Annotated in this window: 24 protein-coding genes and 1 tRNA gene; 9 read left to right on the forward strand and 16 right to left on the reverse strand. The window is 56.0% G+C overall.

Annotation, left to right across the window (positions count from 1 at the left end):
• Window positions 1–356: 356 nt before the first annotated feature.
• The 3 genes from HY788_12325 to HY788_12335 all read right to left on the reverse strand — a co-directional run bounded on the left by HY788_12325 (window position 357) and on the right by HY788_12335 (window position 3,068).
• The gene (locus HY788_12325; protein MBI4774943.1) at window positions 357–1,352 is read right to left on the reverse strand and encodes an electron transfer flavoprotein subunit alpha/FixB family protein; all 996 of its coding nucleotides are present in this window, start codon (window positions 1,350–1,352) and stop codon (window positions 357–359) included.
• A 108-nt stretch (window positions 1,353–1,460) separates the two neighbouring features.
• Entirely contained in the window at window positions 1,461–2,255 is a 795-nt protein-coding gene (locus tag HY788_12330) for an electron transfer flavoprotein subunit beta/FixA family protein (protein MBI4774944.1), read from the reverse strand.
• Window positions 2,256–2,456: 201 nt separating this feature from the next.
• Window positions 2,457–3,068 carry a TetR/AcrR family transcriptional regulator gene (locus HY788_12335; GenBank protein ID MBI4774945.1) on the reverse strand — a complete coding sequence of 204 codons (612 nt, stop codon included), beginning with the start codon at window positions 3,066–3,068 and terminating at the stop codon, window positions 2,457–2,459.
• Between the two features lie 136 nt (window positions 3,069–3,204).
• Between HY788_12335 and HY788_12340 the strand changes: the two genes are divergently transcribed.
• From HY788_12340 to HY788_12355, 4 genes are all read left to right on the forward strand, one after another.
• Window positions 3,205–4,089 (forward strand): 50S ribosomal protein L11 methyltransferase, encoded by an 885-nt coding sequence (locus HY788_12340; protein ID MBI4774946.1) that lies wholly within the window; start codon window positions 3,205–3,207, stop codon window positions 4,087–4,089.
• A complete protein-coding gene (locus HY788_12345; protein ID MBI4774947.1) occupies window positions 4,065–4,883 on the forward strand; it encodes a 16S rRNA (uracil(1498)-N(3))-methyltransferase in 819 nt (272 codons plus the stop codon). Before HY788_12340 ends, HY788_12345 begins: the two co-directional genes overlap by 25 nt.
• A complete protein-coding gene (locus tag HY788_12350) occupies window positions 4,870–5,748 on the forward strand; it encodes a hypothetical protein (protein ID MBI4774948.1) in 879 nt (292 codons plus the stop codon). Before HY788_12345 ends, HY788_12350 begins: the two co-directional genes overlap by 14 nt.
• Before the next feature lie 202 nt (window positions 5,749–5,950).
• A tRNA-Phe gene (locus HY788_12355) sits at window positions 5,951–6,026 on the forward strand.
• A 193-nt stretch (window positions 6,027–6,219) separates the two neighbouring features.
• Here the strand turns inward: HY788_12355 and HY788_12360 are convergent.
• Entirely contained in the window at window positions 6,220–6,477 is a 258-nt protein-coding gene (locus HY788_12360) for a hypothetical protein (GenBank protein MBI4774949.1), read from the reverse strand.
• A 475-nt stretch (window positions 6,478–6,952) separates the two neighbouring features.
• Here HY788_12360 and HY788_12365 point away from each other — a divergent pair, with 475 nt between their 5' ends.
• Both HY788_12365 and HY788_12370 read left to right on the forward strand, forming a co-directional pair.
• The gene (locus tag HY788_12365) at window positions 6,953–7,573 is read left to right on the forward strand and encodes a hypothetical protein (GenBank protein ID MBI4774950.1); all 621 of its coding nucleotides are present in this window, start codon (window positions 6,953–6,955) and stop codon (window positions 7,571–7,573) included.
• 56 nt (window positions 7,574–7,629) lie between these two features.
• Window positions 7,630–8,229 (forward strand): hypothetical protein, encoded by a 600-nt coding sequence (locus HY788_12370; protein ID MBI4774951.1) that lies wholly within the window; start codon window positions 7,630–7,632, stop codon window positions 8,227–8,229.
• A gap of 100 nt (window positions 8,230–8,329) precedes the next feature.
• On the opposite strand, the gene HY788_12375 is transcribed toward HY788_12370, so the two are convergent.
• The 7 genes from HY788_12375 to HY788_12405 all read right to left on the reverse strand — a co-directional run bounded on the left by HY788_12375 (window position 8,330) and on the right by HY788_12405 (window position 15,677).
• Window positions 8,330–10,936: an SUMF1/EgtB/PvdO family nonheme iron enzyme gene (locus tag HY788_12375; protein ID MBI4774952.1), complete on the reverse strand. Its 2,607-nt coding sequence runs from the start codon at window positions 10,934–10,936 to the stop codon at window positions 8,330–8,332.
• A gap of 59 nt (window positions 10,937–10,995) precedes the next feature.
• Window positions 10,996–11,295 (reverse strand): hypothetical protein, encoded by a 300-nt coding sequence (locus HY788_12380; GenBank protein MBI4774953.1) that lies wholly within the window; start codon window positions 11,293–11,295, stop codon window positions 10,996–10,998.
• Between the two features lie 152 nt (window positions 11,296–11,447).
• Window positions 11,448–11,612, reverse strand: coding sequence for a hypothetical protein (locus tag HY788_12385; GenBank protein ID MBI4774954.1), 165 nt, complete (start codon window positions 11,610–11,612; stop codon window positions 11,448–11,450).
• A 98-nt stretch (window positions 11,613–11,710) separates the two neighbouring features.
• On the reverse strand, window positions 11,711–12,307 hold the full coding sequence (locus HY788_12390) for a transposase (GenBank protein ID MBI4774955.1): 597 nt from the start codon (window positions 12,305–12,307) through the stop codon (window positions 11,711–11,713).
• Between the two features lie 83 nt (window positions 12,308–12,390).
• Complete coding sequence (locus tag HY788_12395) at window positions 12,391–12,813, reverse strand: type II toxin-antitoxin system HicB family antitoxin (protein ID MBI4774956.1); 423 nt, start codon at window positions 12,811–12,813, stop codon at window positions 12,391–12,393.
• A 41-nt stretch (window positions 12,814–12,854) separates the two neighbouring features.
• Entirely contained in the window at window positions 12,855–14,231 is a 1,377-nt protein-coding gene (locus HY788_12400) for a 2-hydroxyacyl-CoA dehydratase (protein ID MBI4774957.1), read from the reverse strand.
• Between the two features lie 138 nt (window positions 14,232–14,369).
• The gene (locus HY788_12405) at window positions 14,370–15,677 is read right to left on the reverse strand and encodes a hypothetical protein (protein ID MBI4774958.1); all 1,308 of its coding nucleotides are present in this window, start codon (window positions 15,675–15,677) and stop codon (window positions 14,370–14,372) included.
• A gap of 583 nt (window positions 15,678–16,260) precedes the next feature.
• Here HY788_12405 and HY788_12410 point away from each other — a divergent pair.
• A complete protein-coding gene (locus tag HY788_12410) occupies window positions 16,261–17,058 on the forward strand; it encodes a tetratricopeptide repeat protein (GenBank protein ID MBI4774959.1) in 798 nt (265 codons plus the stop codon).
• Window positions 17,059–17,102: 44 nt separating this feature from the next.
• Here HY788_12410 and HY788_12415 read toward each other — a convergent pair whose 3' ends face one another.
• The 3 genes from HY788_12415 to HY788_12425 all read right to left on the reverse strand — a co-directional run bounded on the left by HY788_12415 (window position 17,103) and on the right by HY788_12425 (window position 19,741).
• Window positions 17,103–17,672 carry a 4Fe-4S dicluster domain-containing protein gene (locus tag HY788_12415; GenBank protein MBI4774960.1) on the reverse strand — a complete coding sequence of 190 codons (570 nt, stop codon included), beginning with the start codon at window positions 17,670–17,672 and terminating at the stop codon, window positions 17,103–17,105.
• A 13-nt stretch (window positions 17,673–17,685) separates the two neighbouring features.
• A complete protein-coding gene (locus tag HY788_12420) occupies window positions 17,686–18,546 on the reverse strand; it encodes a molybdopterin-dependent oxidoreductase (GenBank protein ID MBI4774961.1) in 861 nt (286 codons plus the stop codon).
• 304 nt (window positions 18,547–18,850) lie between these two features.
• Window positions 18,851–19,741 carry a molybdopterin-dependent oxidoreductase gene (locus tag HY788_12425; GenBank protein MBI4774962.1) on the reverse strand — a complete coding sequence of 297 codons (891 nt, stop codon included), beginning with the start codon at window positions 19,739–19,741 and terminating at the stop codon, window positions 18,851–18,853.
• Window positions 19,742–20,166: 425 nt separating this feature from the next.
• Between HY788_12425 and HY788_12430 the strand changes: the two genes are divergently transcribed.
• Complete coding sequence (locus HY788_12430; protein ID MBI4774963.1) at window positions 20,167–21,240, forward strand: hypothetical protein; 1,074 nt, start codon at window positions 20,167–20,169, stop codon at window positions 21,238–21,240.
• A 33-nt stretch (window positions 21,241–21,273) separates the two neighbouring features.
• On the opposite strand, the gene tenA is transcribed toward HY788_12430, so the two are convergent.
• Window positions 21,274–21,951, reverse strand: coding sequence for a thiaminase II (gene tenA / locus HY788_12435; GenBank protein ID MBI4774964.1), 678 nt, complete (start codon window positions 21,949–21,951; stop codon window positions 21,274–21,276).
• Between the two features lie 417 nt (window positions 21,952–22,368).
• On the opposite strand from tenA, the gene HY788_12440 reads away from it, so the two are divergent.
• Window positions 22,369–23,349, forward strand: coding sequence for a HEAT repeat domain-containing protein (locus HY788_12440; protein MBI4774965.1), 981 nt, complete (start codon window positions 22,369–22,371; stop codon window positions 23,347–23,349).
• A gap of 111 nt (window positions 23,350–23,460) precedes the next feature.
• Here the strand turns inward: HY788_12440 and brxL are convergent, their stop codons facing one another.
• A complete protein-coding gene (gene brxL, locus HY788_12445; GenBank protein ID MBI4774966.1) occupies window positions 23,461–25,500 on the reverse strand; it encodes a BREX system Lon protease-like protein BrxL in 2,040 nt (679 codons plus the stop codon).
• Between the last annotated feature and the right edge of the window lie 70 nt (window positions 25,501–25,570).

Consider the following 25,570-nt stretch of genomic DNA (forward strand, 5'->3'; position numbering starts at 1 on the left):
CTTCTTCGTCTTCACCAAAGGCGTCCTCTGTCTAGACGTAACTCCGGAAAGCGCCTGCACCAACGTATGCCGGCCTCGGGAAAGAACCGGAAATCCGGCGCCGGTGCGCCGAGTTCTTCACTGGTATTCGATTAAGCGGCGCTTGTCGAACCCTCAAACCGACACCGGCCCGAAAGAGTTCAAAAGGGGGTAGGGGAGGAAACGGTTTCAGATCCGCTTCCCTGCGAATAACGATCTTCTTCTCTGTCTGGAGATGGCGCCGGCGCGTGTCCGGGCTCGCCGTGCGAAACGGGGGGAAGCCCATACGGGAAGGCCGGGAGAATCCCGCCACAGCGGGATTTCTCCGGTCATGTAAGTTACTCTGACTTGATTTTCTTGAACTCTTCCGTGAGCACGGGAACGTAGTCAAACAGGTCCCCTACGATACCGTAATCCGCTTTCTGGAAGATGGGGGCGTCCGGGTCCTTGTTGATGGCGACAATCACTTTGGACGACGCCATGCCGGCCAGGTGCTGAATCGATCCCGAAATACCGCATGCAATATACAGATTCGGCGTGACCACTTTTCCGGTCTGCCCGACCTGATCGCGATGAGGCCGCCAGCCCGCGTCCACGGCCGATCGCGAAGCGCCTACCGTGGCGCCCAGCACATCCGCCAGCTCTTCGAGAATGCGGAAGTTTTCGCCGTCCTTCATACCGCGCCCGCCCGAAACAATGATCTCCGCTTCGGTCAGATCCGCTTTTCCGCTTGTATCCGCCATTACATCGAGGAGTTCCGTTTTCAGACTTCCGGCATCCAAACTTACAGGGGTTTTCTCCACCGCGGCGGAACGCGATTGGTCCGGCTCGGCCACGGAAATGACATTGGGACGAGTTGTCGCCATCTGGAGGCAGCCGTCGGCGAATTTCGTTTCTGCAAACACCTTGCCCGCATACATGGGGCGTGTGGCCACGAGATTCTGATTGTCGTCCAGATCGAGCGCCGTGCAGTCCATGGCCAGGCCGGCATCCAGGGCCGCCGCCAATCTCGAGGAAAGATCCTTGCCCTCGGAAGAAGCGCCCATGATCAGAATCGAGGGGCTTTTCTCTTTCACCAGCGCGGCGATTACCTGGCAATACGCGTCGGTGGTGTATTTCGAGAGCGCCTCGTCTTCAGCCACGATCACCGCATCGGCGCCATACGCGCCGAGGCCGGCGGCTTTCGAACCGATGCCGGGCCCGCCCAGCAAAATCGTCGTTACGCTTCCACCCGTCCTGTCGGCCAGCCTCCGGGCTTCACTTACGGTTTCGTATGTGATTTTACGCAATTCCCCGTTCCGTTGCTCCGCTATGGTACATATATTCTTAGCCATGTTGGTCGTTCTCCTTATCTTCTTATCCGTTCCTGGTCTTTTGATGCGATCCGCATCCAATGGGCCCGCTCGTTCGGGCCGTCAACGCCGGGCGCCTGCTCCGACGCTCTAGACCACTTTTGCCTCGTCATGAAGGAGCTTGACCAGCTTGGCGGATTTCTCCTCCACGGTTTCGCCTTGCACAATTTGTCCGGCTTTTCGCGTCGGGGGCGGCGTCAGCTTTCGAATGCGCGTTTTGCTGCCGGCGGCGCCGACGGTGGAAGGATCCAGTCCAAGGTCGCCCGCTGATTTTTCCTCGAGAGGTTTTTTCTTGGCCTTCATGATCCCAGGGAGAGAAGCGTATCGAGGCTCGTTCAACCCTTTTTGGGTCGTCAGCACACAAGGAAGCTGGGCTCGAATCAACAGATTGCCACCTTCGACGGGCCGGGTAGCGGTAAGCGACGCCCCATCCGAGGCCACCTCGACTTTGGTCACCACGCAAACCTGAGGAATGCCCAGGTAATGCGCCAGAGCCGCGCCAGCCGTGGCGTTATCATCGTCTATGGCGCGTTGACCGCAAAAAATCACGCTGTGGGGAAGGGTTTTGATAGCCGCGGCCAGGGCCTTCGCCGCACTGAAAGAATCCCCGTTTTCAAACGCCTGGTCATTCAGAAGCATTCCCTTGTCGGCTCCCATGGCCAACGCCGTGCGGATGGCTTCCGTGGCCCGTTTAGGTCCCACGCTGACCACGGTGACGGAGCCGCCGTGCTTTTCTTTCAGCCGCAATGCTTCCTCGACGCCGAATTCGTCGTAAGGATTCATGATCCACTTTATATCGTCTTTCACGACGTCCGTGCCTGCGGAATCGATCTTAATCTGTGTCTCCGTGTCGGGTACCTGTTTGATGCATACTATAATGTCCACCTGCTCCTCCTTTCCCTGAACGGGTTTTTCATTTCCTTGGCCTACAATCGAATATGCGCCTCAAACGCAAAGAGATTCGTGTCCCATGCGATGTTCACCCGCGCTCGACGCTCCTCTCGGGCCCTGATCCTTTCCGCTTCGCGGCGGCTTCGCCTCTCGTCACGGTGCGGCAGTTCCACTTCCTTCCCTCTGTTCGTCCCATCACTCGCCCTGGGACGGATGATTGGGATGCGGAATCAGTCCGCTGACAAAAATGCGGCTGATTTGCTCGGCCGCAACCTGCGGGGAATAGCTCCGCCTGGTGGACAGGACCCAGTACCTGGACATTTCGTCCAACGCTCCGAAAAAGGCTCTTTTAGCGATTCCGGGCACGATGTCCTTACGAAACACGCCCTTGGCTTGTCCTTCCCGGACAATATCCGCGATCAGGTTCAAATAATCAATGAATTTATCGTTCCTGTACTCCTTCATGAATTTGCTGCTCTGACGTATTTCCACCTGGATCACCTCGGCCAACTCCTTGGAATTCTCGACGAGTTCCAGGTGCACGGCGGCAAAAAGTTCGATTTTCTCGATGGGATCCGAGATCTGACTCAACCGGCCTTTCATGTTCCTGAGAATCTTTTCCATCGCCACTTCGAAAAGACTGATCAGGATATCGTCCTTATTCTGGAAGTAGAGGTAGATGGTGCCGTCGGCTACTTTGGCCTCCTTGGCGATTTCGGAGACTTTGGCATTGTAAAAGCCCTTTCGGGCGAATACCTTGACAGCGGCCTCAATAATTCGGTTATACTTATCACTATTACGTTTCATAGTATATTCGGTCGGGTAGGGACGCCTCTGAATGATGCTTCATTCAGAGGAATGATACCGGCGCCTCCCGGCCCTGTCAAGCTTTTTCAGGATTAAACAACGTCCCGTATTTGTCGATTGAAAAAACGGTGCTTCAATGAATCCATGGCGCGTGTTCTCCATACAGGCCCCAAAAGAACAGGAGGACGCCCTCGTCGCGCTTCTCTTTGAATACGGCCTCACAGGCGTCGAAGTGATCGACGAGCCCGGCGGCCGGGTCTTGCTCAAAGTGTACTCCAATGGAAACGCGCCCTCCACGTCCCCGGCGTCGGACATCCAACACATCCTGGACCGCGTGGCCCGGGCCTTTCCCGAATGCGGCAAAGCCGGGTTATCCCAGTCCACACTGAACGACGAGAACTGGGCCGAAAACTGGAAAGCCTATTTTCGTCCCTTCAAAGCCACGCAGCGTCTGACCATTCGACCCTCTTGGGAGGAATACCACGAGGAACCCGGTGAACAGGTTCTGGTACTGGATCCCGGGCGCGCCTTCGGAACCGGGCAACACGACACGACCGCCCTGTGCCTCCAGTCCATCGAAGACGCCGCGCTTGTTCGGGACTCGTCCGCTTCGCCCATGTCCACCATGCTCGATGTGGGCACGGGCACCGGCATTCTGGCCATGGCCGGCGCTCTGGCGGGTTTCACTCAGGTGCTCGCTATCGATATCGATCCCGACGCCGTAGCCATCGCACGCAAAAACATATCCGTCAATCATTTAGAAGATCGCGTCAAGGTGCGGCGGGGAGGTACGGACCAAGTGCAAGGCATGTTCGACCTGGTGACGGCCAACCTGGATTTCAAAACGCTGCAGAACACCGCTCCGGATCTGATCCGATGCACCGATCCCTCCGGTCGATTGATTCTCTCCGGCCTTTTGAGGGAACAGGGCGATGAAATCGTGGCGTTTTTCAAACCCCTCGAGGTTCTGCGACGCCGTTATGGTGGGGAATGGGTTTGCCTCGAACTCGGCCGCCGTTAAGACGCTTTTTCGCCCCTCCGGATCGGATTCAGAGTGGATGGGCGACGCTGGAGGGATCCGAAGCGCATCATCTGCGAGTGACGTTGCGCATTAAATCCGGAACGGAAATCCTGATTTTGGACGGGGAGGGCGGGGCGTACGAAGGACTGGTCGAGGAAACGGGGAAGGATCGAATCCGGGTCCGTCTCATCGGTCGCCGGCGCGTGGATACGGAATCGCAACTGGACCTTGGCCTTGCCTTGGCCATGATCCGAAACGAAAAGATGAAATGGATTCTTCAAAAGGCCACGGAACTGGGCGTTTCCGAGATAAAGCCCTTCTACACGCCCCGATCCGTTGTCTTATCGGGAAAGGACGGCAGCCATTGGCTGGAGCGAAGTCAGCGCATTCTCATCGAAGCCCTCAAACAATGCGGCCGAGTGAGGCTTCCCCGCCTGTCGCCTCCCGTGGATTTCAATACCTTCCTGTCGGAGGTTTCGGCCACGCACCATGGCATCCTTCTCTGGGAAAAACCTTGCACACCTTTCAAGGAGGTCCTCGAGGCCGTGTCGCCCGAATCCCGGATCATGCTCGTCGTCGGCCCTGAGGGGGGGTTCGACACGGAAGAAGTTGCCGCGGCCGCTCGAATGGGTTTCGCCACGGCCCACCTGGGTTCGAGGGTGCTCAGAGCGGAAACGGCCGCCCTTTCCGCCATGGCGATTGTTCAGTATCGGTTCGGAGACCTTGGCAACCCGCTTCGCGGCCCTGGAAGCGCTTCATCCAATCTGAGGAGGGACCATTATGAAGTGTCCTAAGTGCGGCTTCATTTCGTTCGACTACCTGGACTCTTGTCGGCAATGCAGCACCGACCTGAGGGAGACTAGAAGGAAGCTCGGTCTGGGGCTGATGCCTTCTTCCAAATCGGAAACCCTGCTGGGGCCGGCCGTTGCGGAGTCCACCGCCCGCTCGGATAAGTCGGATTTCACGTTCCAGGAGCCTGAAGCGGAATCGAACGAAGAACTCGTTTTTTCGGACAGCGACTTGTTCGAGGAATCCGATCTTGGTTTTTCGACCGAGCAACTCGAGCTGGGTCTCGGAGACGCTCGCGCTCCCCTCGAGGGAGGACAGAGCGGATCGGGCGATCTGGGTCCTATCGAATTCGATTTTGACGACTCCGGAGGCGCCAAGCGCTTCGCAGCGGAGCCCTCCGCGCGAGGACCCGCGCCTTCCGTAACCCCTGAACCGATCCGGCAACAGGGCCCTTCGGACTTGGATCTCGACGAGTTCGAGCTTTCCGAAGGCGATCCGGCCTTCCTCTCCGACACGCCCGAAACTCCATCACCGGAATCCAAGCTTCCCCCTCCGGGTGAAGGCGCCGCGTTTTCCATCGATATGCAGGACCTTCTTCAGGACACGTCGGGCTTGCATGAAAACGATCTCGAGCTGACCTCGATTGACGAAGAAGACCTCAGTTTGGACGATCTGGACGAATTCGAGCTTCTCGATGAAAGCGCCGCAGGACGACCCACTGCGAACGCGGAGCAACCCAAACAGACCACCGCACGCGCGGAGGATCTGGCCAACGATCTCAACGAGTGGAAACTCGAAGACGCGTTGGACCTTTCCGACGACGAACTCCTGGACGCGATTCCGGACCTGGAAAGTGAAGATAAGAAGTAGCATGCCGAGGGAAACTTTGAGAAGTTTCCCTCGGACTCCCTTCAAACTTATTAAGCATTGCCGCACCGCCGTTGGCGGAGCGGGTCATTGGAAGAGCCGAAGAAGTCCGGCGGCGCATAACCCACAGCGCGCCCCCGCGCCCTAAAATTCCCTCGAAAAAGCTTGACAATTTCCCCCGCGTTCCTATAAATGGGAACCTTGCGCCGAGGTAGCTCAGTCGGTAGAGCAGGGGACTGAAAATCCCCGTGTCGGCGGTTCAATTCCGTCCCTCGGCACCAGCAAAGAATGAAAGGGTTACAGGTAATCTGTAGCCCTTTTGTTTTTGGTGGCGGGGCGTGACGCGTACCTCGCGTCTGCTATGCCATCCCATGGGCGCCTTCCCAGTCCCGCCCCTGGGCGCGCCAAGCCCCAGCTTGGCTTCTTCTTCCACCGATGGGCCGAGCCGGGGCTCGGCGTTCCCGGAGTGCTCTTTCATACCAGCCGAATCCTCCCCCTCAGGAGCTGCTGCATCATGCCTTGTTTGATCGCCCGCCTCCATGTCGGAGAGGAGGATGCAAACGCGATCCAATGCATCACCCCAAAGGAATCGAAATGCGGCACATAGCCACGGCTATGCCATCCCATGGGCGCGTTCTCGGACTTCCTCCTGGGCGCGCCAAGCCCCAGCTTGGCTTCCGGTTCCACTGATGGGCCGAGCCGGGGCTCGGCGTTCCCGGAGTGCTCTTTCATACCAGCCGAATCCTTCCTGTTAGAAGCTGCTGCATCATGCCTTCTTTGATGGCGATTCACCGGACGCCGTCGCTTCCTTCGGGATCATACTCATGGTTTCGGCCGCACGGGAAATCGCCGGGTTGAAACTACATATTGTACGATCTTGCCTGTTTTGCTTTCGTGTCTCGGCGAATCATATTTGTCACAATGAAATATATGCATGCAAAAAATGATATTTCCGCCGCTCTGATGGTTTTTTCAGATCGTGATTTCCTTTCTGGAGGAAGCCTTTCTCGATTTTGCAGATAGTAAAACATGCCGACGATCGTCTGTCACGACGACAACTCAATTCCTTGAAAAATTGGATCTGTTGAAAACGTCAACTTGACATAATCCGCTTTTTGTATTACAAAATCGAGGTATGAGGCTTGGTAGTGCAAGATAGAAAGAGAGGGCAAAGCAATCAGGACGAGTTGGAAAAGGAGCCTGACATATGGACATCGCCAAGGAGTTTGCACGGATTGTCTCTTGCGAAGCATGCACGACTAGAACGAGTTCCAATCTTCTTCGCGATTCGGGGGAAAACGTGCCACAACCAGGATTCATCGGCCGGAACTATCGCCCAAAGGGGCTTGTACTTGTCGGCCGAAACCCTGCGGTTTGCAAACCGGAACATAGGGAACAAGACGCCGCTTACACGGATGTGCTTCGAAGGCTGAAACGCAAACCAACCCCGGAACTCAAGGAGGAACTCACGGTATTACTAGAAGATTACATGCCGAAGTGGTGGATCATCAAAAAATTTCCATTCGATGAATGTGAAGTTGGTTTGGATGATATTGCGTTTTTTAATGTCGTGCGTTGCAGAATGACGAAGGACAAGCATCACCCGGCCCAAGGCGTCATCAACAATTGTCGTCCTCATTTCGAACGCTGGCTTGATTTGCTAGAACCAGGTCTTCTGATTTTCCTTGGAAAATGGGGCTATGATCGAGCTGACGATTTCGTCAACCCGAAGAAAACCCAAACAAGCTTCATTAATTGTTCATCGAAGGAGCTAATCAAAGACCAGGAAAAAGTGGTCAAATTGGTCCACCAAATTCTCAACAAATAGTCGAGCTATTTGACCATTCCATGGATCGAGAAGGGATCTAAGTAGGAGCTGACAGAATGGCAGAGTATCGCGATACTTCGAAAGTCGTAAATGAAGCTCTCGGCGTAACTTTGGCATTAAAGCTTCGTCTTGATACGGACTACCACACGGTGGTTTGGCGTCAAAAACGGCCAAGTAACACCAACAGGAGGTTCTATTTTGAGCAGGGTCATTTCTGGTCGATGCCCGCTGACGCTGCTCTCAAAATGATGGTAGAGGCACAGGCGAACGGCCTCTTCGCGGACGAATATTGGCGATGGCCCGGAAAGTCAATAGATCCTCGGGATAGCGCTAAGATGAGCCCGGAGAGGGCACAGGAGCTATTTCGAGAGACGCTCTCGCGTGGCTCGGAAGACGCAGAGTGGTGGGACTGTCGGGACCTCCGGATTGTGGCTTGCCGGGAACCTTGGGAAAAACGATGGCTCAAAGCAATGATCGTTTGCCCTTCCGGGAATCGGCTCACATTCCGCTCTTTCACGCGCGAAAACGATTACGAGAACAAGTATACGACATTTCGGTTTTCCAAGGGCTGGATGTTGGATCGCTCGATGATGGATGCGGACGGAAGGATTTGCCAGATCATGATGGAACGGTTGAAAGAGGCATTCAGAGGATAGCTCTGCTACCCTGTCCGATGAGGTCTCGATACGCTCGTTCGACTTGTGCTGCTGGACGAGGTACCCCCCGTTTAATCCATTTCATGGAAAAGTCTGGCATCTAAGGCTCGCGCACAAGGCGGAACCCGAGGTAGCGGTACCTGATGCCCGGCGTGTAGAAGTCCCGATCGGCGCACCGAATGCTCCCCGGGATATTGTCCCAACTGCCGCCGTGGATCACGCGGCTGGAGCCGCCTGTCGTAAATATAGGATTGTCGCGCCGATGTTTAGAATACGCATGCTGCGAATACCAGTCTTCGCACCATTCCCACACGTTGCCGCTCATGTCGTGGATCCCGAGACCGTTGGAAGCCTTTGTACCCACAGGGTGGGTTGAATTACCGCTGTTCGATGTGTACCACGCCACGCGTTCCACGTCGCTCCCGCCGGAGTATTTGTCCGCCTTACCGCCGCTCCGGCACGCATATTCCCACTCGGCTTCCGTGGGCAGGCGGTATTGACCGCCCGAAGACCGGGCATTCAGCTTTTCGATGAACTCCTCGGCGTCGTTCCAGGAGACTTGGTCAACCGGATAGTGGTCGTCTTTCTTGAAATACGAAGGGTTGCTTCCCATGATCTTTTTCCATTGGCCTTGCGTCACCTCGTACCTTCCCATCCAGAACCCGTCTAAACACACCTCGTGCACTGGCTGCTCATCACCGTCACAATCGCTTGTCCAGCTCCCGCAACCCATTTCGTAGCATCCGCCGGGGACCCACGCGAACTTCATGGCCGTGACGGGCTCGATCCACCCGACGTCCATGCCCGCCGTTTCGTACTGTTCTTTTTCCGGTCCCAGAAAAACAAGGCGGTCCAAAACGATATGACCCGCCTCCGAAACGCGCAGGGTCACGGAGGCAACCAGGAGGTCCGGATGCCGGTAAAATTGTCTGGCGCGACTCCGGTCCGCAACGGGGAGCGTACCGGATAACGTCAACCATTCCTTTCCGTCCGGCGAGGAAATCCCGGTGTCTTTCAAATTCACCTGGAGCTCAAAATGGCCTTGCTCGGGCACGTACGCAAGCAGTTGGAACTCCACCCGGGAAGGGGACACGTCGAAGCGACGTTCCGTGAGTTTCCGGACCTGCTCACGCAGAGGCTCTTTCTGGGCTTCCAGGTCTTTTTCCAACCGATCGTTCACTTCGAGTTCCTTGGAAGCCCGTTCCTGTGTCAGTCCCTTCTCCCTGTTTTGATGCGCTTCCAAACGCTTCCTGTACTCCGCCTCGGTCTCGAACATCTTGTCCCAAGGGTCCACCTGTTGACCCGCGATGCGTTCGGTCTTCGCACGATACTCCTCCTGAATTCGTTCCTGCTGTTCCCTCCGCTCTTGCGCGAAGTCCTTTTCAAGCAGCACGATGGTCTCGTTGATCCCGTGGATTTCCTTTACGCATTCGGCCAATCCGATAACCTGGTGGGGCTTCTCGACTTCCCGCCGGAGTTGTTCCGCCTTGGCCTCGAGGTAGGCGAGGCGTTCCAGGCGTTCCTTCTCCCGGACTTCCAGTTCGGCCGCGCTTCGCCGGGCTTCTTCCTCCATGCTCGCCCGGCGCTCCGCCTCCCTGCCGGCCGCCTCCTGCCGCAGCCGGGCCAACTTGACGGCCGCCTCTTTTTCGAGTGTCTCCCGTTCCAATTCCCGGAGCCGGGCCTCTTCCTCCTGCTCCTCCGCCGATTTCCTGAGTCGCTCCAATTCGGCCAGCTCGGCTTCCAGCCGTTCCACAACGCCCTTTTCCCTCGCATCCCGTTTGGCCGAGTCCGGCACGAACACGAAATCTCCGGTCCCGTAAATCTCTCCAACCAGGGGCTTCTGCGCGTGGCCCCTTGCCGCGGCGTCGCCATAGACCTCCATCTGCAGTTTGAATCCCAGCTCGCGAGCGGAAATGAAGTCCTGCACACCCTCCAGGGCGGCGATAAGCCGACCCGTGAAAACGGAATGGCCTCCAATTCCCCCGTCAAGGACCTGCTGATCTTTTCCACCCGCGGTAAGGATCTGACGAACGGGTTCGCGCGTGATTTCCCGCAGGTAGGCCGTCCGGTGCTCCGGCTCCAAACCTGAAAAACGGGTGGCGAGCAGCAGGCCTCCAAAACAGGTGTCCGCTATAAACAGGACGTGCTTGGCCGGAATCAGCGGAGATATGTCCGACTTCATCTGCTGCATGGAGATGTTCTTGTACATTTCATCCATTTTCACGGAACCGTCAAAGGGCACCAGGTATCCCAAGTCCCCCTGGGCAGTCGACCGGGTAATCCCATGACAGGCGAAATAGATGAGCACGGCATCATCCGAACCGCTGGAGGATAGGTCTCCCTGCAGGATCTTCAAAATATTGGCTCGGGTGGCCTGCCCGTTGTAAAGCTCGATGATTTCTTCGAAGGGATAGTACTTGCGCAGGGTTTCCGCCACCCCTTTTGCGTCCCTGACCGCGTACTTGAGGTGGTATTCACGCCCCAAGTTCCCATACTCATCGATCCCGATAATCACGGCGGTCATTCGGTCATAAAGGGGAATGCTCTCCACCTTGGCTTCCGCTCCGGAACCGGTCTTAAGCACCACTCCGATTCCCCTGGCGTTTTGTGAGCCAAGACCTTGCCCGCCGCACAACAGAAACAACACAATGACCGAGACGAAGCCGAGAACCCATTTATCGAGCATGCTTTTGCCGTCAGGACTCATCCTTCCCTCCAAGCTCCAAAGTTTCCATCCAAGCGCCTTCCGGCATCGAAACCTCCTGCCTATAGACTTGGGAACTGATCGAGCCTTGGATCAACTCCGCTATGTCGGATGTCCTCAAGCCCGTTGCCATTGAATACCTCGGCCTGGTGTTCCACGGACTTCAGCCCTCCGGGCAGCGGATCCCACCCGTTCGTATAATTCCCGTTTCCCACTACCAGGGCATGGGAACCCTCATACAATGCAATAGAAGCGCCGGCTTGGGTTTTGACGGAAACTCTTATGCCGCGTTCAACGGCGATGGAAAGCGAAGGGAGGGTTACGGGGAACGCCAACAGAAGCCAGGGGATCCTTTTCCGCATGACGGCCTCCAGGTTACGGTTACTGGTGATTCGTCATTCGTGGCTGATTCTTCTATGTTTATCAGACGGAAAGCGGATTGAGAAGCAGAAAGAGCCGCGCGAGCCGGCAAGCGTGGGGCCGGGGGGTCGTTCAGCATGACCGCGTGCTGTTCTTAAGCGGCTTCTTGGGTGGCATACCCTACCTTTTCACCTATCGTGCGGTACGCAAACACTACCCGTTGGATCCGGTCGCCCAGCCGGGCCGCCTTCCACTCGATGTGTCGGTCTTCAGTCAGGCCGCGTTTCCCGGTCTCGCCTCCTGGGCGCGCCAAGCCCAAGCTTGGCTTCTTCTTCCACTGGGGGGCCGAGCTGGGGCTCGGCGTTCCCGGAGCGCCGCTTCATACCAGCCCGATCCTCCCCATCGGGATTTGCTGCATCATGCCTTGTTTGGCGGCGATTCACCAAACCCCGCGCTGGACCACGGCCACTCCTCCGCAGACCGGCAAAGCCGAGCCGCCACCGGATTGCTATGGATGTAGGCCGCCACGGCGTTCATGTGCTGCTCGTCGCGGATGTACCGATCCCAGTAATCCCGCATCCACAGCCCTTTCCCGGGAACGCCGAGCCCCAGCTCGGCATTGTGCGCCAGGGCCCAGCGACCCGTAAACGACTTCCATGACTGAACAACTTTCGACAAGCGCGCTGAGGGCTCGATCAGCACATGCACGTGATTGGGCATCACACACCATGCCAGGAGCCGGTAACGATCCCCGTCGAACTTCAACAGAGTCTCCTGCATCAACGCAGCCAGCTGCGGACGCCCCAACGCGCAACACCCCATACCCGCGTCAAGCCATGCTTCTATGGTGCGTCGCCTTACTGCATCGCGCTCCGTCTCCGGCCTGTCTGCAAGCTCCTTTTCCAACCGGCGCAGTTTTTCCTGCGGCAGCGAGTCGGCCAAACGAAACGTGATCGATTGCATCACTCCAAAGCAATCGAAATGCGGCACATACCCACGGCTATGCCATCCCATGGGCGCGTTCCCGGCCTTCTTCCACTGGGGGGCCGAGCCCAGGCTCGGCATTCCCGGAAGGCCGCTTCATATTCCGGCGGATTTCATTTTCCTTCTGACTTCTCCTCCATGGCTTTTTCGGCGGCGCTCACCAGAAAAGCCGATCGAGACATATCCCGGCGTTTGGCGTAAGCGTCTATCTTGTCCAGAATGTCCTGTGGAACCGAAATACAGACACGGGCCGTTTTCTTTTTCGGCTTTTCCACGGACAGCGACACCCTTACAACGAAGAAGGCCAACGCGTCCGAGAATTCCGGAACGTCGAGGACCTCTTCAAGACGCGAGGGCCGAGGGATGGCCTCTCCTCGTTGAAGCATGCCCTGGATCCGCAGGGCTAAAGCTTCATAGGCGAACTTCCTGGCCTCGTCCATCGTGGTTCCTGCCGTGGAACAACCGGGAAAGTCCGGAAACGACACCCCGAAATCGCTATCCTCGTCTTTGTGGATCAGGGCAATGTAGTTCTGCATTCTTTAGACACAATACCCAAGATTCCGCGAACAGATCCCGCCTAGGCCGCGCTTTTCAGGAGTTGTTCCGCGAAGGCGTCGAAACGCGCCAATGTCTGGGCTTCCGAGTAGGTGCGTTCGTCGATCAGGTCGCACTCGATGGGCACGGAAGGGATGCCCAGGTCTTCCTGCAGCACGCGGGCGATCTCGGTCGTGGGGAACACCACGGGACGGCAGGTGATCAGATAGAACAGGACCGCGCCGGTGCACCGATATTCGTGGGCCGCGTTGACCAGGGTGGACACCGCCTGGCCGACCATGCCCGGCCCGATGCCGCCTCCCACGTGCTGCAGCGTGCGAACGGCCAGCTCCCGGAAGGGCTTTTCAGGCGTACGGGGCGGGAAGGGGGTCGAGTTGTAGATAGGCTCGTATACAAACACGCCGCCGTACTTCTCGAAATAGTTGAAAAGGGACATGTTGAACCAGGGCGCCAGTCCGAACCACAACAGCCGGAACTTCTCGTCCGGAATAATACCAAGCCCCTTGGCCACGCGCTCTTTCAGTTCGTCCCTGACGCGTACGTAGAAGTCGTAGGCGCGTTGCGTCCCCGACGTATACATGCCCGGATACATGGTGGCGAGACCGTCGGCCACGCCCATGGGCGCGGGTACGGCCTTGCGAAGCTCCAATATCTCCATGCGGACTTCATTGGTTCGATACGAAAGATCGAGGGCCTCGTTGAGACGGTCCTGGTCGAATTTGTTCCCGGTCACGTCCTCGATGAACCGGGCCAAGGCCCTGAACTGGGCCTCGGTGTAGGCGGTTTCGTGATCCGCCGGCGGAGAAAAGAAGATATTCCGTTCCCCGCGTTTGATGCGATTGAAGAAGGGCAGAAGGGCGGATCGCAGCCCCGGGGTATCCAGAGGAATGTCGCTTCCCCGTTCCGGAACGTCCAGAAGGAAAAAGGGGACCTCGAGCTTTTGGGCCAGGTAACGCAACCATTTGCCTCTGAGGTCGCACACGAAACTGCTGGAAACGATGAGGTCCGGTTTGGGAAGGCCCCCCAACGGCGCGTCGGACAGGTCGCCAGACAGCACGTGCCCGATACTCGCCCGCGCGTACCCGCAGAGGTAGTTGGCGAAGCCCGCGGATTCCGCCAGTCGGGAAAAGCGCACGGATTCCTTGTCCACGCTTTCGTCCCGCGATCCCCCCCGGCGCATCATGCCCGAAATCACACCAAAATGCTCGGGAAACACGGGGGTTACGCCCATGGCCCAGTACAACTCCTTAGGCACTACGGCGCAAGACCACACAACGGGCTTTCCTTGCGCCTTGGCCTCGTGGGCCGCCGTATAATCTTCTTTTACATAAGGCCATACTTCCCGGGCCGTCTGAATCGACTTCTTACTGGGAGCTGTCTTCGGTCCCTGTGCTGACATGGTTGCGACTCCTTGCTGTTTGTTTCGTACGCGTCCCCATAGTACAGCAATTTACGCAGGGTGTCACTTTCCATACGCATCCAAAGAAATGCCTGATTTCCTCGCGTTTCTCGGTCTGTACGGGAAAGGTCTGAACGATCAAAATCGGACCGTCCGGACTCCGTTAATGAGCAGTCGATCCGTGCCGGCAATTCTTGCTTTGATCGCATGGGATCGACCGTCCTTTAACGCCGGCGGAATGACATAATAAAAAGCATGCTTCCCGTCGCCGATTCCCGCCTCCAACAAATCCTCACGATAGAGATCGGCCTTTACTGTGTCCAGGAGTTCGCCGTCCATGACCAGTTCGACCGAGAGGCGCTCGTTTGGAAACCGGCAGTTCCGGGCCCAGCCCAAGACGATTTCCGAGTCACACTGATCCACACATCCGTTGTACGTGTCGTCACCGAAAATGACAATGAGCGCTTCTTTGAAGGTCAATGTCCTTTTGGCTCTTTTCATCTGTTCGGTGTCCGGGGGCGCCGGCATCGGTAGTGCTTTTGAACCCGATGCGGAAACGCCCCATCTGTCCACAAACCCCTGAATCTCGTCTCTGGTGTAGAAATGCCGGACGTACTGGGAATTGTACATCATTTCGAGGTACCACGGCGGTACGGTTACAGAGCTCAGAAACCGTTCATAGGCTTCGCTGTATTCTTTATCGTGCCCCACGTTCACGTCCGTAAGCGTAAAATCCGGAATCCCCAGAAACTGCCTGAAGGCCTCCCCGGCGCAGTCCCTGAGATTCTCGAGTCTGATCAACAAGACGTCGGCTGTTTCTCCGTGGTATGTGTCGAATCCTTTCGATTTGGGGAATTCCCTCGAATATACATCAATGCCGAAGGCCCGTTTTAACTCGGTGTTGAACCATATCAGCGGGACGTCATGCTGATTGAAATCATTCCAAAACCGCTCCATTAATTCCTCTACATTATGACTTATCCCAACGTCGTTCCCATTGACCGGGTGCTGCAGCATGATCCTCCGTTCCAGATTGTTAAAGAAGGCGGAAATATTTCTTGCAATAGGGTCCCTTATCAGAGTCACAATTTTGTATTTCGTCTTACCCGACTTGTTCTTTATTCTTTTCGACAGATATTGACCGATCAAAATATATTCGTCGATTGTTTTGAGAAAATCAAAGTTATCCACGAAAAATGATTCTTCGTCTTTTAGAACCCTTTTTCTAAGCGTGTGAATTTGACATATACGATAGTCCTTCCGATATTTAAGTAACGATTTCGCTATAGTGCTGGAACCAACCTTACCCATTTGATATACCAGCAAGTAGGGCTTGTTTCCATTAAGTAAATCTCTGATGTGATAATTGAAGTGAAAATACCATTTCAGCAAGTAGTATTTCTTATTTCCTAATCGCCTCAAGGCATCGATTGGCGGAGTCTTCATATACGATCTCTTGGCTTTATTGAACGCTCGTGATCGCTAAGATATTCTCCAAACGCGATCAGGAATTAACATAGGCGGAGGGTCCAGACTCGGAAAAACCTACCGAAAATGGCATCCTCGGTCCGGGTGTGGCACGTATCGCGGCCGATGACGTTGACTCTGTTGTTGACTTCTCTGAGATCCCGGCGATGGAGCTAGTGGTCGGCTTGGGCCTCGACCCGTATGAACTGCCGGCGAGCAAAAGCCGCCTTGGCAGGGCCGAAGCGTTCGCTTGATGAATTCTTCGTTACGATATTCTTCCGCTACTGTAGCACACCAAATATAAAGATCAATGTTGCATATGTGCAGATGATGGAATAGGATGATATAATTCGAAAAGTCCCGAGTTACGCATCTTATGGGCCTGCCGACCCAATTCACGGTAATGCCCGATCCTCTTTTGCTGAAGAGAGGACGTCGATCATACTATTGAATTGGGGGTGTTCCGCCGATGTCGAGGGTGTCCGGTTTTCACCTCGAAGGTCCGAATTTGACCGATAACGCTTGAGCGCCGAGCCATACCGCGGCGAACGAAGAGGTCATCATGTCCGATGCCAGCGACTACTCGGTTGCCAACCTGGTTCTAAAAAACCTGAAAGAATCCAGACAGCTTCACCAACAAGATCGTCTTATTCCATCCCTGTACGCCTTGACCCAGGGATTGAAACTGCGACTTGGCCACGAGTTTCGTCCCGAAACCAAAGAGACGCTGGATCAACAGGTGCACAAAGCCGCATTGGAGATCACCAAGTCGGACAAGTTCCATCAACGGTTCGGCCCCGTATCCGTAAAACTAGGTGAAAACCAGGTCTTGTACGATTTCCTGAACTCGATACTATCCGTCGAGATGGAGGAATACGGGGCGCAGCGCGAAGACTGTCTGGCGAAGGCTCAAAAGCTGCTGAATCAGAGGAAGTTCGATGAGGCCAGGGACATCATGAACGCCCTGCTGATGGCGCTTCCCGACGACGTTGGTCTTCGCCTGGACGTAGGCAACAGATATTTGAACAAAGAGCTTTATGAAGACGCGGAAATGGTGTTTCGGGAAGCTCAGGCCATGGATCCCAAGTCGATTATCATCATCAACCGTCTCGGCATCGCCTTTCGGAAGATGGGCAGATACGACGAAGCCATTACCGAGTACAGGAAAGCGCTCAAGATCTCACCCAGAGATCCGAATCTGTATTACAATCTGGCGCTGGTGTTCTATGTAAAGAAAGATTACGCCAACACCCTCCAGGGCGTGGAACGTTCCCTAAAGCTCAAGCCCGATTTCGAGGAGGCGATCGCATTGAAGAGCAATGTGCAAAACAAACTGGGATCCGCATCCTATAAAACGTGATCGCGAGTGGAAACGCGGAGGCGAAAACCGCTCCTTCCCGCCGGCTAGCGCAGCGGCTCGTACCGTTTCGCCTTGAAAACCACCGCCGGTTGCGTTCTCTTAGACCAGGTGAAGTCCACGGCATTTCGTACGTCGCCGTACTTGGCCATCAGCTCGTCCAGAGGACCGGCATCGAGGGCCCGGGTCGGACACGACTCGACGCACACGGGCAACTTGCCTTCCGCCCATCGGTCATCGCAGAACGTGCACTTCCGCATTTTGGCGCCTTTTTCAGGCCCAAACTGAGGCGCATCGTAGGGGCAGGCTTTCAAGCATTTGACATCGCACTCGATATTCCCCAGACACATTTCGGAGTCCACCAGCACGATCCCGTCCGCACCGTTTTTGGAGATCGCGCCCACCGGGCACGCATCGGCGCATACAGGGCTCTCGCAATGATAGCAGGGAGCCGCCAGATAACTGACAAACACGTTCGGAAATGTCCCTTTTTCCGTATACAAGACGCGCATCCAGTTTTCCGGACCCGCGGGAACGTCGTGCCAGTCTTTGCAGGCCACCCGGCAGGCGCTGCAGCCGGTGCATCGCGTCTGATCGAAATAAAACCCTTTCTGCATGGTCCGTCCCTCCTCAGGCCCTGGTCACCTGCACCAACACCGTGTTCATGACGGACGCCCCGCCGCCGGAATATTCGTCGTTGGTCAGCACATTGGCGCATCCGCCCCGGTCGATACCTTCCTCGTCCGGATCGTACCACGCGCCTTCAAAAATAGAGATGACCCCGGGCACGATGCGCTCCGTCACCCAGGCGGTGATCGCCAGTTTTCCCCGATCGTTGAAAACATGAACTTCATCGCCGTCGCGGATGCCCCTCGGCCGGGCATCGACCGGGTTGATCCACATCCGGTGAGGTTCCACTTCCCTCAGCCATTCGACCTTGTACATCTCCGAATGCACCCTGTTTCTGGGATGCGGCGACAGAAGCTGAAGCGGATGCGTTTTCGTAAGCGGATCGTTTCGATCTTCCGGTGTTCCCATATACTTGGGAATCGGAGGACAGAGTGGGTGATCCATGTCCGCCACACGTTGGGAGTAGATCTCGATCTTTCCGGACGGTGTGTCAAAAGGGTGGTTTGCCGGATCCTCGATCTGCTCCTTGAAGGCCAGTATGGGCTCCGGGAGCTTTATCCGATGGATGCCGTCGCGTTTGAATTCCTCGTAGTCCTTGATGTGTTGGGCATTCTCGGGGTTCTGCTCGACGAACGCTCTGAGCCACTGGTCCTCCCCGTAAGGATTGAAGTCTTTCAAGCCCAGTTTTTCCGCCAGGTCCGTGGCGATTTCCAGGTCGGATTTGCACTCGCCGATGGGCTCGATGGCCTTGTTGCTGAAAATAAGATAGGGACCCGAAGGCCAGGGCCGGTTCAGATCGTTCCTTTCCGCGGCGCTCGTAACCGGAAGAAGGATATCGGCAAACCGGGCCGTGGGCGTCATGAACAGCTCGGACCCGGTTCAGACGAAGTCTCAGGTCGAGCGAGCCCCGCACCGAGGGTGCGCCCACTTCGACCGGGTTCTTTTGACCGGGAATCGACGGGCCCCGGAACAGATGGCCCACGGGTATGCCCATCAGTCCTCCCCCGGCGCTTCCCCCGGGTCTGCCCACGTTGCCGGTCATGGCGCATAGCGTCATGGCGCATCGATTGTACTGCTCCCCCATGGCGCTTCGGGCCGGGCCCTGACAATCCATGAGAGCGGCGGGCCGGGTCGTCGCATATTCCCGGGCCAGCGCCTCTATGGTCTAAGCCTCCACGCCCGTGATCGCCTCGGCCCATCTCGGCGTCTTTTCGACCCCGTCTTCCACACCCGTCACGTAGTCCAGGAATCGGTCGAATCCAATGGTGTATCTATCGAGAAAGCCTTGATCGTGCCGGTTTTCTTTGATCATCACGTACGCCATGCTCACCATCATGGCCGTATCGGTTCCGGGCCGGATGGGTATCCACCAATCCGCCAGCAGGGCCGCGGAATCGTGGTATCTGGGGTCCACGCAGATGATCCTTGCCCCGGATTCCCTGGCCTTGATCAGGTGGTACGTGGTGTTGGTGCCTGAAATCATCCGGGCCGGATCCCAACCCCACATAATGATGAGTTTCGAGTTGAGCAGGTCTTCCCGGCTGTTGCCCACCATGACCGATCCGTACTGAGTCAGGCTCGCCCAGACCGCGCCTTCCGATGACACGTTTCCATAGTGCGTCGTGTATCCGCCGAACATGGCAAGCAATCGGGCCGCCGCCGCGGGGCCGTTATGAAGGCTTCCCAAGTATCCGGCCCCGGCGGCTAGAAATATGGCGGCGTTTCCATAGGCCTCTTTTACCCGGGTCAGCTCGGACGCGAAGGTTCCCAGGGCTTCGTCCCACGAGATCCGTTCGAAAGCGCCTTTCCCCCGAGGCCCAACCCGTTTCATCGGGTACGTCAGTCGATCCGGATGGTGGATGTGTTTCCTGTACGCCCGACACCTCAGGCAGGCCCTGAGCTGATCGGGCTCGGATACATCGTCCCCCTCGACTCGTTTGATCTCTCCGCCTTCAACATGCAGCCTGAGAGGACATCTGCCCCCGCAGTCGAAAGCGGATGTAGCCCGGACGATCCGCCTGTCCCGGACGGCGCGACTTTGTTCCGAAACCGCCATGGTTCTCCCCCTGGTTTCTATGCCGGTCCAAAAGGAACCGTGTGACCGATCTATGATCTTTGCGGAAACGCAGAGACGCTTCTCTCCTCGAGCAACGACGCCAAGCGTCTCGTTTCCCTTGAAATGACCTGCATAAGGATGAAACAGCGCGTTTGGCAAGTCAAGGAGAATGCGGATGCGAAGAATCCGTACGAGACGGTATGGGAGGGTTGCATGGCCTCCGGTGGATTACAGTTCCAACATTTTAACAGACTTACCAAGGTTTCTTCTTTGCATACGGGCGTTCCCGCGGTATCCTTCTTCCGGTTTCCACCAAGCAGGATACCATGTCGGAGAACGACACGGCTTTCGAGAGTCCGTCTCAATTCGTCATCTTCCGCCGGACTCTCGGAACGCATTTCCGCTGTACCGAAGAGGTGAATTCAATGAATGATCATCCACCCGAAAGGAAGCCGGCCGACAGCGATCTCAGGAAGCTGGCCGAACTCCACGACCATTCCCACATGGCGGAAGTCATCTCGAGAATACCCGACCAGATCGACATCGGCCTTGCCGAGGAATTCCCCCGCATTCAAAAGGGGCCCTTCCGGCAGGCGATCATCGCCGGCATGGGTGGTTCGGCCCTGCCCGTGGACGTGGTTCTAGATGCTTTCTGCGGCAAGATTCGAGTTCCGGTAAGGTCGTTGCGGCACTACAATCTTCCGGTCGAGGTGGACGACTCAACGCTTTTTATAGCGAGCTCCTTCTCGGGTACAACGGAAGAGACGCTTTCGGCCATTCAGGGGTTCCCGAAAAACGCCGGCAATGTCGTAGTCGTTACCGGGGGAGGCGAACTGTCCGCCATTGCCCGGGAAAGAGGTTATCCTCTGGTTCGCATACCCAAGGAACGGGAGCCCGAAGGCTTCCAGCCCCGGTCCGCTGTAGGCTATTTCGTGGTATCCTTCGCAAGGATCCTCTTCGAGGCCGGCGTGATGGACGATCCAAGGCCGGACCTTGCAGCCCTGCCTGCTTTCCTCCGTGAAGCGCCGATTCGGAAGGAAGCGGAAGAGACGGCCGCTTGGATCAAGAATCGTATTCCCATTGTTTACACGGACGAGATCCATCTTTCGTCCGTTGCTCGGGTAGCAAAGATCAAATTCAATGAAAATTCAAAACGGCCCGCTTTCTTCAATGCGCTCCCAGAAGCAAATCATAACGAGATGATCGGCTTCTCCAAGCCCTTGGCCGACTTTGCCCTGATCTATCTCCATGATCCGGATAGCCACCCGAAGATCCGCCGTCGCTTTGACGTGATGAATAAGGTCTTCAGCAAGCGGCAACTGAATCACGTGGATTTCAGGATGTGGAATATGCCGGGCGCGACGAGAGTGCAACGGATCTTTGCCGCCCTCGTGTTCGTGGACTGGTGCTCCTATGCGCTCGCGCTTCTCGACGGGATCGATCCCACCCCCGTTGACCTGGTCGAAAGCTTTAAGCAGGAATTGGAAAAACCGCTGTGAGCCATCCGGGACGACATGCCGGAGAGGGGATCCCTAAATGCCCCACTCCTGTTGTCTGTACCCCATGTCCCAGAACAGATATTCCATTTTCGAGGTCAGGATGAAGTGTTCGCGCACTCGATCCTTCTCGTCATCGGTGAGCCCTTTGGCCACCGCGTTCATCGCATCAAGCACGGCCCGGACGCTTTCCGCAAAGGCGTCGGAGGCATAGGTCCCGATCCATTTCTGAAACAACGGGTTGGGCGATCCCCGTTTTTCCAATGCCCTCCCCACCTCCAGATAGATCCGGTAGCAGGGCAGGAACGCCCCCATGATCTCATGGAAAGGCCTTTCGTAGGCCGTCTTCAGCAGATAAGAAGTATACATCAGATTCGTCGGAGCCATGGGGATCTTTTCCAGATCTTCCTTCGCCAGACCCCACCGAGCCATGAACGCTTCGTGCAGAACCCGCTCGACTTCGAAGACACCGGCCGCCCCCCGCACGAACATGAGAAACCAGTCGTCCACCGGCGCCTTGGCTCCGAGAACGGCCAAGCCTCGAGCGAAGCATTTCAGATACAAGGCGTCCTGGATCACGTAAAAGCGGAAGGTCTCTTCGTTCAAAGATCCTTCAGTAAGCCCCAGGATAAAGGGGTGAACCCGGATTTTACCGTAAATGCCTTCAATGGACCGCCACAGCCTGTCCGTGAACTCCATCGGAACACCTCCCATCTCAACAAACAGAGCGCCGTGCTCGTTTTTCAGAGACCGCTGACATCCCCTCGAGGGTGTCGGCCCCCTCTCAGAAATGTGCTCTCGGTTGAATCCCGGTTGATCCTCTCAAGAATAGCCGATAAAATACCTTCGGTTACGCCCCTTATTCTCTCTTCAGGCAGAGGCCTGTCAAGACGCGTCTTTTCCCCACTGTTTGGACCCACACTCGATTTGCACGATCGGAATCATTTCATGAACGGAGGTTGTATGAAGCCGGCGGGGACTAGAACTGAACGAAATCTGCAGGACTAGGGGGCCCGTGTTGAAACGCCGCGGCGGGAGAAAAGAGTTGAATGGGGAACAGCCTGAGTTTACTATGCGAAGAAGCGATCAAGTGGTACGTTTTGACCTTATTTGAAGAAGCAGGAATCACTGATGACACAATCGATCCAGGATGCCGTGCTCAAAGCGCTTGGCGAGAAGGACCCGAACATCGCACGCTGCGGGATCAAACTTGCCGGCGTTCTGAATATCAAGGAGAGCGTGGACAAAATCATCCCAATGTTAAAGCACGAGGCTTGGCAGGTCCGCCTGACCGCGGTTCAAGCCCTCGGTCTGCTCGAAGCCGTGAAAGCCAAACCCTATCTGGTTAAGATCCTCGGCGGGGAGACGGATGGGTTGAGACAGCGAGTCATTTCGTACGCCGGCCTGGACGGCAAGCCTCCGAAGGGTCAGGTCCCCGGTAAGGCGGATCCGGCGGATGAGGGTGAAGAAGTGTGGCAGGTCAAGAAGGCGGCCGCCATTGCCCTGAGCCAAATCGATCCCGATTTGGCGGAAAAGCCGTTGCTGGACGCCATGAAGCTGCCAAACCCGCAAGTCGCCATGGCCGCCATGAGCGGGCTGACGCTTTTGGAGTCGCCAAAAGCCGGGGAGCGGATCCTACCGTTTTTGGACAGTAAGGATACTGAAACGAAAAAAGCGGCTGTCATCTGTCTGGGTAAACTCGGTTATGCCCAGGCGGCCGGCGCGCTGTTGCATGTATTGCAAGACAAGAATCCGATCATCCGGAGAGAAGCGGTCATCGCTCTGAATCACATCAAAGTAAACGAGGCCATTCCGGCGTTTGTGGAACGCATGAAAGATCCGCGACCCGAGGTGCGCTCGGTGGCGGCGGTTGCTCTTGGCAACACGGCCACCAAAGAAGAAGGTGTGATAACCGTGCTCCGGGAGGCTTTAGGCGATTCAAGCTGGGAAGTCCGGAAAGCGGCTGTGGACGCACTCTCGAATCTGGGAGCGGTGGACGCCATGGACGCTGTCATGCCCCTGATCGCCGATTCGGACGAGAAGGTCAAAAGATCGGCCGCCCTCGGCCTGTTGCGACTGGCTACCGTTAAGGAATATAGGCGGTACGAATAGAGAACTCGGATGAGCGAACCAGAATCATCAGCCGGCCTATGAACCCGGTTCTGGACAGGATGTTGGATCAGCATCCAGGCATAAGGAGATTTCGAGGCATGGCGTTTGTCTTTACGGCTTGTTCATACTTAAAGAAACCTCAAGCACCTCATCTATGCTACTTACCGGGGTCAGCTTGATACCGTCGAGCACATAGGAGGGTAACCCCTCCGCCTCTTTCAAATTATCAGCAGGCAAAAGAACCTCTTTGACTCCTGCATCGTAAGCAGCCCGGACCTTCTGTTGAATGCCGCCAACCGGGAGCACCTTACCCATTATTGTAATCTCACCGGTCATGGCGAGGTCGTTTCGCACGGGGGCCTTTTTCAAAGCCGATACGATCCCGGCAACAATTGTGATGCCGGCAGACGGACCCTCCTTGGGTACGCCCATAAAGGTCGCCAGTACCGCTACATCAAAACTCTTTCGCCATTCGGCGCTTATGCCGAGGTCCTCGTGCTTTGCCCGGATGTACTGAGCTGCTGCTTCGATGCTTTCCCGCATGACCCTTTGGATCGACCCGAGCGGTACGATGCGTCCGGACCCCTTGGTCGCTTGCATCTCAAAGTGAAGGATGCAACCATGGTCCCCTTCGACGGCCAAGCCTACAACCTCACCGACTGAAGGCTTCTCGGGGAGCGCAACGCGCTGAACACGATTGCTATCCGGAAGCTCAGGCACAACTTGCTTACCCGACGGCTGCATCAGCGATCCTAAAGAAATACGGTCATACTCGCCCGGTGCAATCAAATGGAGCTGGTCTCGCACCCGTTGCCGCAGTTCGCAGGACAGACTCAAAATGTCCTCAAGTTCCTCGTCGGCTACCCGACCATCAGGGTGAAGCAACTTCAGCAGGCCAGAGCTGGTTTTGATAATAGCGCGTTGATCGCGGCCAGAGATACCCTGCGTCCTCCTGGCATGGTCAACTATATCAAAACGAGAACGTACCGCTCCCAGGAGATCAATACGGCGAAGCTCGTGCATGATCTCGCAAAAGTAATCCGTAATGAATCCATAGTCCTTCGAATAGCTGTTTGGGGCCAACTTCGGAATTTCCCACCCGGGCAGATAGCCATGGATGCGGTCTAAGAATGCGATGACCTGCATAAAATCCGGCAGCGGCTCAAAAAGGTGGTAATATTTTTCATGTGGCAGATTACCTTGGACGTCCAGGTTGCCTACAAATACCAAACTGGCGAAAGCAAGGATTTCCTTCTTGCCCCTGCTGAATTTCGCATCCTGCATATATCCCTGCATGATGCTTACGAAGGACCTTGGATCGGTAAAATCAGTGTTCGCGATCTCGTCAAAAACAACGGCGTCCCGAACGCCGACTTCGCCAATCTTCCCGGTATTGAGGTTGATGAAAAGCTGGGCAGGAGTCGCCTTGCCGCCGGACAGCACGTGAGCGTAATATGAGATATTGCGATAGAGATAGGTCTTGCCGGTTTCCCGAGGTGCAAGTTCCACCATGTTGACGTTCGTTTCGACCAGAGGAATGCAACGGCAAAGAAAAAGTAACTTCTGTCGCCGGGTCATTTTCGAAGGATCAAGCCCACAGGAGTTTACCAAGACATCAATCCATTCGTCGGTAGAGAACTCCTCGCGACGCTCTATGAACTCATCAAGATTGATGACGCTGACCTGAAAAGGCATGAACCCGGTGATCTTGAAGGGTCTGATTTTCTTGTTATGAATCTCGGTCTCGTCATAGGTCAGGTCGATGGTTCCCCACATTCCGCCCGAAAGCAGCATGGGGTATTGACGGACGATGCTTTCCGGTATGTTCACAAAGTTCTCGTTGATGGCGGAAATCGTGCCCCAATACTTGTCCTCCGTCTCAACCAGCCGGGCTTCCAGGCTCGCGATTACCGAGTGGCTGCGGTTTTCACGAATGTAATGCCTGATTTTTTCGGCCTCCGCCCCATAGACGAAGGTCTCCTTGAGCCTTCTGACGACCTTTTCCATGTCCTCGTGGAAGGTTTCCTCGGAGCAGTAGTTGTCGATCAGGTACTCCAGGACATAGCGCGGAAATTCGTCAACTCCCGTGTTAATCGTATGGGCCTTGTTGACAACCTTGCCTCTGAAGACCTCTTTCAATTTCAGGTTCATCCACAGTCCTCCACCCGCGACACAGGAACAACCACGAGCGATTCGGGGTTCCGACTCGCCCATGTTGATT

This window comes from Deltaproteobacteria bacterium, assembly GCA_016208165.1.
In the GTDB taxonomy this organism is placed as follows: Bacteria; Desulfobacterota; Desulfarculia; order JACQYL01; family JACQYL01; genus JACQYL01.